The sequence below is a fragment of the Acinetobacter sp. ATCC 27244 genome, assembly GCF_000156555.1.
GTDB lineage: Bacteria > Pseudomonadota > Gammaproteobacteria > Pseudomonadales > Moraxellaceae > Acinetobacter > Acinetobacter haemolyticus.
Genome location: NZ_GG665964.1, coordinates 31213 through 41949, shown reverse-complemented (window position 1 = coordinate 41949; position 10737 = coordinate 31213). Strand labels below are relative to the sequence as shown.

Sequence of the window (10737 nt, the reverse complement as noted above, 5' to 3'; positions counted from 1 at the left end):
ATACTTAACAAATCACATTATCGTACAGAGGGTTATTTAGGTACTTTACGTCATGATGATATAAAAATATTAAGAGAACTCAGGAACGCGTGCACTTATGAATTAAGACAAGCATATCCTGCCGTAACAATTGATACTACTGGTGCTAAATCTATAACTTTAACAGGTGGATCACTTCCTCGGGATGTAGATGTTGTACCCTCTCATTGGGTAGAAACATATGAGTACCAACAACAAAAGCACCTTTATTTAAGAGGAGTCAATATTCTAGATAATAAAACTCCTACTACATTGATGAACTTACCTTTCAAGCATATTTTTTATATAGATTACAAATGTAAATACTATGCTGATGGAGGATTGAAAAAATCTATCCGCCTTTGTAAAACAATAAAAGCCGATTTAGTTGAAGAGGGCAAAGTAATTTACTTAAGTAGTTTTGATCTAGCCTCTATTATGTATCATTCCAATCTAGAAAATTTAAAGAAAGGTAGAACAAATGCTTTAGCAATAGTTCTTGAAACAAAAAGATTTTTTGATTATCTGTATCATAACCCAAACTATAGAAATAGCTTATATACACCTGATATGACCAGAAAAATATTTGATAGTTATCAGAAAGAAACCTCTCTCACAACAATGAGCATTGCCTTAGATAAACTCGTTACGGAAATACGTAAAGATTTGGGTTACCTATATGACGAAACCATTGGCTCTTATCCATTAGTTATCTAATTTTTCCCATAACATTGTTCCCATGGTTCTTCGACCAGTAACATTATAATATTTAGCACTGGCACTTTTATTGTCTTTATGAAGTGTCAGCTCTACAAATCCTCGATGGATACGTAACTCTTCATGATCTAAATCTTTTGGTTTGTTTTCATAACTATAAAGAACTTTGTATTCTTCAATTTCGTCATAAATAATTGCAGCAGAAATACTGTCAGATGTGGAAAATTCTGTTTCTAATCTGATTCTTACTTTATCCCAACTTTGTAAAATTGTTACTTTTCCAATCCACTCTCTATTGTGCTTAATCATTTCAGAATTTTCTTCTTGGTAATCAGAGATACCTTTACATGACCATTCTCCCGAAATATCAGGATATTTCAGAATCTTGAAAAATAAACCTGTTTTCCATATCCATTTATCAAATAGAAAATAAAAAGTAAGAAATAATAAAGCAGTGATAGCACTAGAAATGATGACATTCCAATAAGGAGACAATCCACCCAAGAACTTCAGTAAAAAGTAAATCAATATCCAAGATATAAACGTAGCAAGTGAATAAACATATTTCCCTGCATGAGACCTATTGAATCCATTATGAACACAATATTCATGACCTAATTGCCCCATACATACCCTCTGGAAGCCCAAAATTCAGTTTTAACTTTATGTAGCTACATTAGCGTTATATGGTCCAGTTATACAAGCAATTTAGGTATCCAATATTGCTGATCACCAAACCTCACTTCAAAGCCATCATTCAGCCCCCTATAATTAATACTATCCATTTGATTAAAAAAGGATTTATCCAAATTATGAAAATACATCAATCCTAACTTTATCCACTCTAGTTCATTAAAATTTTCCTCTGGGGCTTTCATGATGGCCAACAATTGTTTTTCCAGTTTCTTCATATTACTTTTTTCTGTTATTTTTTCATCTAGTACCCATGACGTATCAAGGTTCGTATCATAATTCTTGTTTAAAAAATTAAGAAAGCCAACAATAGCGCAAGCTTGTCCAGGGGACTTAAATAAGTAATATTTTACATGCCACATTGTTGGTAAATCTAATCGTGATTGACTTACCAACAGCATTAAAGCAGATGCTGGTTTCATGGCTAAACGGGCAGAACGTATACTCGTTTTCCCTAAATCCATTTTATTTATTAAAACCTGATAATAGTTCTGAAGAATTTGGGCTGAAAGCGATGAACCAGGACATGAGTTCGCCAGTTTTCTCAGTTGGTCAAATTCAGAACAGTGGCCTTTAGATTGGGTATCTATATGCAGGTGATGTACTGCAACCAACCACCGGATGGGCAGCTCATATTTGCGTAAACCACTTGTTCTTAGTCTATGTAATAAAGAGTCATTGTCTGGGATCTGATCTCCCCAAAGATCACTGGTCTTTTCAAAAAAATGAATATGTTTACGAATTAGTAATGCAGCCTTATGCGGTCCAACCTCATGATCAAGCCAATTCATATAATCTTTAAAGTAACCTTTGAGGCTTGGATTTACTAATGTATTAACCAGTTCCTTAATCCTATTCCCCAATATTCTTCGCCATGTACATAATTCACAGTATTTCCCATATCCAGCAGGAATCTGTTGCTGGCAAGTTAGACATTGAAGTGGTGGACAGGTCAAACATTTCTTACAAAGCATTTTGCCTGACACAACATCCTGTTCAATCAACCTATATCTTCTACAACTTTGGCATGTCTGGTAATCACGGGTTGCACACTTTGGGCAAACTCTTAAATTATCTCCAAAACGGCTGATACGAGATAAGCGTTGTGATGTCACACCACACCGTTCACAAGCTTGAAACTCTCTAAAATAAACTGAACAACTATTACAAACAGGGCCTTGCTCCGTTATTTTTCCTATAGGGTAATCAATACGCTGACATCTAATGCAAGGTCTATTGGTTTCACATTGTTGGCAAACGGCCAAGTTATCAGCTTTATATAATCTGGAACTTTTACCACACGACGGACAATCCTGTTTTTTAAAAACTCGTACATAGCACTTATGGCAATAGTTACGCTGTTTATAAAGTCGGTGTATCTTTTCAACCGCATCACCACATTCATCACACTGAGGCATGGTGTTGTCCCCCCAAAAGTTACCCTAGTTTTCTTTTTAATCTTAAAAACTTGCGTATTACAGTCTCCTTACTTTTAGGTTTAAAGGTAGCTACCAATGCTCTCTTTGGAGGGTAGTTCCGATAAATCGAGCCTAATTGTTCTTCAACAGGCCTTAATATGGCTGGCAACTGGTTTCTCTTATCCCAAAATGAAGACCTGTTCATATTTAAAGATTTTGCTGTTTCAATAAACTTTTCCTGGGGAATAATGAGTAATTGATAAATACAGGAAAATAGCCGTTCTCTCTCGGTAACTGGAAGTTGGTTAACAGCCAATCCATTCGATATAAGCTCAGGATGGGGCACCTGAATTCTGAGTTGTTCAAGAAAAGCCCATCCTTTTCCATTTACTGAGCCAGCTAAAGCTTTTCTAATAAATTGTGAAAATAACTTAATCACCGTTAACCAATCAGTTACTGAAATCAACTTGTCTTGATAGGTTGCACAGCCTTGTTCCAGGAATTGATCAAAGATTTTTTGGAATGCCAAGGCATGACAATCCACAAGGCTTTTATTAACCTCCAATAGACTTTTTTTACATATTGAACAGCAAGTCATAACCTGATCAGGGGCTTCAAGACGTCTAGGTTGAATAGCATTATGGCAATGAGGACATTGATCATGTAAATGCTGATTATGTTTTATACAACCTGTATGCCAGGCAAAACGCCAAGGCAGACGGAAATAGGCAACATTATCCTCAGATAGACACTCAGGACAATATTGCCAGCCACCTCGATGCTTACGGTTTCTTGTACCTAATACCAAGTACCATGCATCAAGAGTTTGATTATCCAGATTATATTTAATTAAAAAATTGCGAAGCGTAGCAGAATTAAATTGGCTTTCATCAATTTTTGTCGTATTGATCAATACCTGTACTTGCTCTGCACTTAAACCACGATCTACATCTACAGACCAGATTCGCCATTTGGGCCAAAGTACTCCAGTTAAACTTAATGGGTCACAACCACTGTCAAGTGCGGCACGTATCAACCAAGAAGATAATGCCTCATCTTGCTTTAAGTCCGTGGGAATAAACCATGAATGGATTTCTGTTGCACTTATCATACCTAGTCCTCCACATTGCTTATTTCACACTTTCTAGCAAGCTACGGTCGATAAACTCCTGACCAGAAACAACAGCTTTCTTTGCGGCGTCCCGTAAAATCGTTCGCAGATTACCTAAGTTTCCATCTGTAATATCATGCAGATATTTTACTGTTGCTGGTTCAGCCAGTTTTGAAGCCTGTTTGAGGGGAAGAACTTTCTCAAATTTATTTACCATAGCTTGAAAGTCTTTATCTAGTTTCCATAAGGGCAAATTAACCACACGAAAACGGCTGACATGCTGTGGATCAGTACGCAGAACACTAATTGCTTCTTCTGTACCAAACCCAACAATGGGTATCTGTGTTTCATTACACAAATACTTAATCGCATTCATTACTGTTCTTTGCTTAATCGGACTGCCACATAATAGAGAATTCATTTCGTCGATAATGAGGAGCTTTACCTCATAAAGTTTAAGGCAATGGACCACTTGGTAACGTAGCTTCGCAACGGGATCTCTTTCTCGAAAAGGAACCCAGAACTTATCAAGAATAGCCATATACAGAGCTTTTTCATCAGGGGAAACAGGTGCCTGTACAATGATTACAGGTTTTACTGCATTATTTTCTGCATTGACATAACCCTCCCCATACAGCTTAAAGAACTGGTTAATAATTGAGGTTTTACCATTATTTGGCTTACTCAATACCAGTAAGTTGGGCATACGGCTCCGCTTAGGAAGTGTCAGGAATCCTTTCAATTGGTCTAACAAGTCATTGGCTGCTGGATACCCAATCCATCGGTCCTCTTCCAGGAAGTAGAGTCTGTCCTCATTAGACTGTTCCACAATAGGGCGAAACTCTTGAAAAACATGTGAATAGTTACTCATGAAATATCCTCATCATTTTCCAGCTCATCGAGAGGCAATAAACCATATACGTTTTCAAGCTGTTGCTCCAAAATCGTACTCTCTTGTTGAGGTTTTTTGCCCTGAATTGAAGCAGGGTTAACACTCTGTTGATGTTGGGTACTGCGCTGATGTGATCTGCGAGCCCGTCGAGTTTTAGTACTTGCCTCCTGAACACGCTCCCGAAGTTTAGCTAGAGCCTGTCCAAGTTCATGATCTTTTAGATATTCGCCAGTTTCCTTTTTCAGTTCCTGAATCTTTTTGTGTTCCCAAATACTAAATGGTGGAATACTTTGATCCGCTAAAGGAACCTTAAAATAATTTTTGATTTCGGGATCAAAGAACCATATCTCACTAATATTTCTTGGATCACGCCTAAAGATAAATTTACGTTTTTCCTTTTGATTATCAGGGTCTACAGCATTAATCCAACCTCTTAGTACATCAGCATAATAAGCAAGACCATCAATTGTTACACCTGTTGTTTGAATCGTCCTTTCAAAACTTGGTAGAAAATCAAGAAAGAAATTATGATCATTTGCAGGCAATCTAGCAGCCCCAGAACCTAACGTGTTTTTATCACCAAAGATACCTAACTCAAAAGCATGTAGTGGAGAAGTACCTAAAGCAGAGTGTTTCCTTTTGTGGTAAACATTACAGATAAAATCAATCAGCCAGTCCTCAAATTCGGAGAATGTGAAAACTGCTTCCGCATCTGAGTTATAGCCTTTTCTTTCAAAAATATTTGAAAAAGTTGTTCCTGGAACTGCGTGAATATCGGTTGCAAATGTTCCCATCAAACGTTCAATGTGCCCGCCAAAACGTGGTTTTTTAACTGGTCGGTATTCCAGACGAATATCATGTGCCATACAAGCATTTCTGAAAGTTTCTGAGTGAAACTCAGGTCCATTATCGACATGAATGGTGTTCATAATTCCCCAGACAGGCCATTCAGCTTGAATCTTGCGCGAAGCTAGCCATTTCTCTTTGGGCAGTACAGCTTGAGAAACGCTCATTGCAATAGACATAACAGAGGGGGCATCTAATGATAAGTAATATCCCACAACTACCCTTGAACGCACATCAATTGCCAACGTAAGAAAAGGTCGTCCTATAGGACACCTGCTAAAATCATCAACCAGAATAAGATCAACAGGCGTATGGTCAATCTGTACGACGGCAAGTGGATAATCAGCATGAGGGAATTTCCCTGCGGCAGGTGTAAATTTGTTATCGGCCTTTTCCTTATGTCCCCTCTTACGAAGAGAGTCTCTCTGGCTAATCGCTGCAATACGATTTCTTACTGTATTGGCATGAGGCACCTCTAGGATATGGTATTCATGACATAAGCGTTTCACTTCAAGTACAACTTTTTGAACACTTATTCTTTGATTAGTTAGGTATAAATCCTTGATGGCTTTTTCAATGATTGCTTCAGCATGTTTATTAATTATCTTCTTGCCTTGTGGCAATCCCTCTTTTCTGGGCCGCAATCCATCAATAGTTCCATATGCCTTATAGATTTTTAACCATCTATAGATAGTGGCTGGATTAATATCATGTTCTTGGGCTCGTAACTCTACTTCCTTACGACCACTCACGCCTCCCTCAATGAAAGGTCGGATGATGTTGAAACGTCTTTCAGCCTCAATCCAGTCTTTATCAGCGATGAGCTCTAGATCTTCATACTGTTCCACAGCTATTGATGGCCTTAATTCACTGATAGCCGCGATACTTTTCCTGCCAGTATTATTGTTTTCAACAAAAACCGATTTTAGGTCAATGACTTCAATAATCGTATGGGGAATCCCTTTTATCTGAACCGGCTCCCCAGCAGCTATTTTGATATTCACACGTCTATCATTCATGACAACTCCCATTTACCCAAAGTTCAGTAGATGGCTGTAAAGGCATACTTAAATCGCAAACCAGATAACCATGAGCAACTAAATACCAGATTTGACTAATTCCATTGGCTCTGTCCCATTTTCCAAGAAAATGTCTGGCTAATAGAGTCTCAAAAGTTACTGCTCCTCGATCTCTCACATAATCCAATAAGTGCTTTGAATCAGCAGGGGGAAATTCCATCTTTCGGTACTTTTGTAAAAACATGGCATTCGACCATAACTGGTCCCGAATACGCCCCTCATGTGCAATATGAAATTTCCAACCCTCTTCTTTGCATACCCTCATGGCAGCACGATATCTAGCTTTCCATAGATGCAAATTAAGTTGCAATTCATCTGTAGGTTTTACTTCAACCAGTTTAGGTGCAATAAATGGAATAAAATCATTATGCTTATAAGTTACTAGGTAGTCAGGGGTGTAAACTCGTTTCTGTCCATTATCAAAATACTCAATGGTAAATGGTTGAGACTCAACAGCAAGAACATTGGGATCAACCTCTAATCGAATAAGGAAATCCCGTTCAAGAGTTGATTCAAAGGCAACTGCGGAATCTTTTTTAAAAGGATATAAACCAGATACACTGATACGTGTATTACCAATTTTTCTTCGAGCTGGTACGATGTTAACGGTGTCGCATGATTGATTGTTCATTCTAGGTTCCGTTGCATAGTTCTTTATAAAATTTGTCGCATAGTTCTTTATAAAAGGTGGTCTAAGTCTTTGACCCTAGCTTATATTGTCGCATAGTTCTTTGTAAATAACAGTGGCTCACAACCTAAACCTGGAGAAATTACACTTGCTCACTTAGGTGTATTATTTTTAGATGAACTCCCTGAGTTTGACCGTAAAGTGCTTGAGGTTCTACGCCAACCTCTTGAATCTAAGGAAATTGTGATTTCTCGTGCTGCACGACAAATGACTTTTCCAGCAAATTTCCAGTTTATTGCAGCTATGAATCCATGTCCTTGTGGCTATGCGTTCAATCAGGATAGTCGCTGTCAGTGTTCTCCAGAAAGCATTCAACGCTATCAAAATCGCATTTCAGGTCCATTATTAGATCGTATTGATCTTCATATTGATGTCCCTCCATTACAAGCACAGGAGTTACAAGATCAAACAGCAAGTGAGGACTCTGCAACCGTTCGCAAACGCGTCATCCAAGCCTATCACCAACAAATCGATAGACAGCAATGCTTAAACCAAGCACTTTCACCAAAACGATTAGAACAATACGCTTGTTTAGATGAAAGCTCTGCCAAAATTATTGAAATAGCACAACAACGTTTGAATCTTTCTGCACGTGCCTACCATCGAGTACTACGCGTTGCTCGAACCATTGCAGATCTAGCAGAAAGTGAAACTATCTCAAGCAGTCACTTAACAGAAGCCTTATCTTATCGAGGCAATTCAAATTAAATACGCTAAAAAAGCGACCCTCAGGTCGCTTCAATTCTTCTTATTATTAAAAAGCGTAACCCAGACCTAAAACAACTTTGTTCTTATGTTTGACTTCATCCCGAGTATAACCACCAAAAATATAATCCAAACTCCAAGTTGCACCCGTTGCACCTAAGGGATGAGACAGACCTAATGTCGCATGACGGAAAGCAAAATCCGTTTTGGTGACGTCGCCTGCCTTCGCTTGATAGGTTAAATATTCATCATCATCTCCATAGTAATACGCTGCAACCTGCGCTTTACCAGTAAACCCACCTGGCAACTGTGGTGTATAACTCGCTAAGAAATACGTATCACCTTTATTACCAAAGGTCACATTATTTAATAGGGTTTGAGCAGTAATACTAAAATCTTTATAGCTCAATCCTACAATTGTTTCGTAACCTGTAGACTCCCAACCTGGATAATAGTAATAAACAGTTGCTCCAATTTGATAACCGAGATCTTCAGTAATTTTGCCTTTATACCCTGCATAAAAATCATTTTCGAAAGATTTCTTTTCTTGAGGTACATAGGTTGGAGAAGTATTAAAATCAGCATAAGCCGCTGTCAAAGTCGAAAACCAATAACCCAAATAAAACCCACTGTCGTGTGTATAATCCAACCCACCTTGAATCGCAGGTGTATCACTTTCAGGTGAATTGGTCATCCCACGTAAGTTATAACTTGATACAACACTAATATTTCCTGAAATAGAACCTGGAAATGGAAGCTTCAACTCTTCCGCTAACGTTAAAGTAGATAGTGTTGAAAATATCCCTAAAACAACAGCTGTGCATGCAAATTTCATCATATTGATTTCCCCCATGATTTAGACATTCAAATGATTTAAGTTTAAAAGTGCATCATGGTGTAATTTGCAAATGCTATGCCAAACAAATTAATTAAATTAAAAACAACAACTTAAATAGAAAAAATACCTATTTTAAAGTTTTTTAATCTAAAAAATCTTATTTTGATTTGAAAGAGATATCCAAACTGAAGCAGTTTAGAACTTAATGGGGCGTTTAATTCTGCAAAAAGAATAGTTTTAGAGCTCTATCTAACTAAAAAGCCAGCAATTGCTGGCTTCTATAATTGAGAGCTGCTTTTAGAAAGACTTAGATAAACTAAAAATCACACCTGTATCATAAGGCTTTTTATCGTTCTTGGTCATACCAGATTTACTAATGTTTGTACCGACAACATCCAAACCAGCATCTAGACCTAAGAAGCTATAACCAACACCAACCTTATAGTCAATATAATCATCATCTTTGCCTGGGCCACCAGCTACAATTGCTAAAGCATCTTTATTCTTCAATTTATTGTAACCAATGGAAGCAACACCTGTTAAACCTGTATCTGCAATCGGTGCTGAATAACCAACATTAAAATACCAAAAGTCATCTGTTCTCCCCCAGTAATCTGGTGAATAACTTACCCCCACACTAAGCTCATCCTCAGCAAAGATTGTGCTAGGGAAAGCTAAACTAGCAAAAATTTCAGTGAATGCTAAACCGTCTTTACCATTTGTTTCATTCGTATAATTTGACTTAGAGCCAATATAACCATAATGGATCACACCAACATCATAGGTTGCTTGCATATTTGGCGTTAATGCAAAACTATTGCTATAACCTAATGTTGCATCCGTTTCAGTTGAAACACCTGAAATTCCAAAATCAACACTTGAACCCCAAAGACTTAAATACGCCCCAGATTCATGAGAAAATGTAAAACCGCCTTGAATGGCTGGATTATTTGATGATTGAGTAACGCCACGGAAACGGTAATCTGTAACAACGGTGACTTCGCCCTCTGCGGTAATACCATAAACTGAGGTTTTATCATCCGCCATTGTTGTCGCTGAAGCGGCAGCTAAAATACTTAAAGCAATAGCCTTACATGCAAATTTCATCATATTGATCTCCCCCATGATGGATATTCGACTGATTTATGTTTTAAATTGCATCAGGATGTAACTAGCAAATGCTGTGCCAACTTTACAGATTCCTTGTGAAATAGTGCCCTCGTTCCATAAAAGTGCTATTTATACCGATCAAACGCCTCATGGTCGCGCCGAAAGAATAAAGAGACGAGCTTTTTATGAGCAATTTGAGAGCAACAAACTCTTTTAGGTCATTTATTGCACAATAAAGATGCAATAAGATAGGATATCCGATAACAGACCGATTGAAATATAAGCAATTTATCACTAAATAAATAATCGCCCTCTAAAAGTGCACCACTCAAATATTAAAGAGAAATGAAAAAGCTGTTCTTTTTTGTAGGCAAAAAAAATGCCATTCATCGGGTTGTCATATTTTGCAAATTAGTTTGATAGTTTTTTAACCATAGTCTAAATAAACATTAAATTTAAAAAGAAAATATATGTCTTTATCACACATTAAATGAGAATTAATTTCCAAAAAAACAACTACAAAATACATGCTATATATATTATTTTATCAATAAAAATCATTAGGTTATTTTTATTTTGATTTAATTTTATACAGTAAATAAATCATAATATTTTATAAGTT

General features: G+C 37.2%; 9 protein-coding genes and 1 pseudogene. 2 read left to right on the top strand and 8 right to left on the bottom strand.

The features are described from left to right. The coding region (locus HMPREF0023_RS14170; protein ID WP_008942413.1) for a hypothetical protein at positions 1-735 on the top strand (735 nt) is incomplete at its 5' end. On the opposite strand, the gene HMPREF0023_RS14165 is transcribed toward HMPREF0023_RS14170, so the two are convergent. The 6 genes from HMPREF0023_RS14165 to HMPREF0023_RS14140 all read right to left on the bottom strand — a co-directional run bounded on the left by HMPREF0023_RS14165 (position 724) and on the right by HMPREF0023_RS14140 (position 7405). Further along, entirely contained in the window at positions 724-1362 is a 639-nt protein-coding gene (locus HMPREF0023_RS14165) for a hypothetical protein (RefSeq protein ID WP_000530048.1), read from the bottom strand. The two genes, HMPREF0023_RS14170 and HMPREF0023_RS14165, sit on opposite strands and share 12 nt — an antisense overlap. A gap of 68 nt (positions 1363-1430) precedes the next feature. Then, positions 1431-2846 (bottom strand): hypothetical protein, encoded by a 1416-nt coding sequence (locus HMPREF0023_RS14160; RefSeq protein ID WP_004777765.1) that lies wholly within the window; start codon positions 2844-2846, stop codon positions 1431-1433. A gap of 19 nt (positions 2847-2865) precedes the next feature. Beyond that, a complete protein-coding gene (locus tag HMPREF0023_RS14155; protein WP_000622362.1) occupies positions 2866-3957 on the bottom strand; it encodes a TniQ family protein in 1092 nt (363 codons plus the stop codon). Between the two features lie 19 nt (positions 3958-3976). Further along, positions 3977-4828 (bottom strand): TniB family NTP-binding protein, encoded by an 852-nt coding sequence (locus HMPREF0023_RS14150; RefSeq protein WP_000073961.1) that lies wholly within the window; start codon positions 4826-4828, stop codon positions 3977-3979. Beyond that, positions 4825-6714, bottom strand: coding sequence for a Mu transposase C-terminal domain-containing protein (locus HMPREF0023_RS14145; protein WP_000999878.1), 1890 nt, complete (start codon positions 6712-6714; stop codon positions 4825-4827). Before HMPREF0023_RS14145 ends, HMPREF0023_RS14150 begins: the two co-directional genes overlap by 4 nt. Then, complete coding sequence (locus HMPREF0023_RS14140) at positions 6707-7405, bottom strand: heteromeric transposase endonuclease subunit TnsA (RefSeq protein WP_001064759.1); 699 nt, start codon at positions 7403-7405, stop codon at positions 6707-6709. Before HMPREF0023_RS14140 ends, HMPREF0023_RS14145 begins: the two co-directional genes overlap by 8 nt. Before the next feature lie 114 nt (positions 7406-7519). On the opposite strand from HMPREF0023_RS14140, the pseudogene HMPREF0023_RS14135 reads away from it, so the two are divergent. Then, positions 7520-8170 (top strand): annotated as a pseudogene (locus HMPREF0023_RS14135) (ATP-binding protein); the annotation flags it as partial. A gap of 46 nt (positions 8171-8216) precedes the next feature. Here the strand turns inward: HMPREF0023_RS14135 and HMPREF0023_RS14130 are convergent. After that, positions 8217-9005, bottom strand: a complete 789-nt coding sequence (locus HMPREF0023_RS14130) for a TorF family putative porin (protein ID WP_026056365.1) — start codon at positions 9003-9005, stop codon at positions 8217-8219. 297 nt (positions 9006-9302) lie between these two features. After that, a complete protein-coding gene (locus tag HMPREF0023_RS14125) occupies positions 9303-10115 on the bottom strand; it encodes a TorF family putative porin (RefSeq protein WP_017396796.1) in 813 nt (270 codons plus the stop codon). Positions 10116-10737: the final 622 nt, after the last annotated feature.

Bases quoted from the DNA above. Each gene is read 5' to 3' on its own strand.
- HMPREF0023_RS14155 (WP_000622362.1), bottom strand. From the start codon at position 3,957: ATGATAAGTGCAACAGAAATCCATTCATGGTTTATTCCCACGGACTTA.
- HMPREF0023_RS14160 (WP_004777765.1), bottom strand. From the start codon at position 2,846: ATGCCTCAGTGTGATGAATGTGGTGATGCGGTTGAAAAGATACACCGA.
- HMPREF0023_RS14145 (WP_000999878.1), bottom strand. From the start codon at position 6,714: ATGAATGATAGACGTGTGAATATCAAAATAGCTGCTGGGGAGCCGGTT.
- HMPREF0023_RS14165 (WP_000530048.1), bottom strand. From the start codon at position 1,362: ATGGGGCAATTAGGTCATGAATATTGTGTTCATAATGGATTCAATAGG.
- HMPREF0023_RS14130 (WP_026056365.1), bottom strand. From the start codon at position 9,005: ATGATGAAATTTGCATGCACAGCTGTTGTTTTAGGGATATTTTCAACA.
- HMPREF0023_RS14125 (WP_017396796.1), bottom strand. From the start codon at position 10,115: ATGATGAAATTTGCATGTAAGGCTATTGCTTTAAGTATTTTAGCTGCC.
- HMPREF0023_RS14140 (WP_001064759.1), bottom strand. From the start codon at position 7,405: ATGAACAATCAATCATGCGACACCGTTAACATCGTACCAGCTCGAAGA.
- HMPREF0023_RS14150 (WP_000073961.1), bottom strand. From the start codon at position 4,828: ATGAGTAACTATTCACATGTTTTTCAAGAGTTTCGCCCTATTGTGGAA.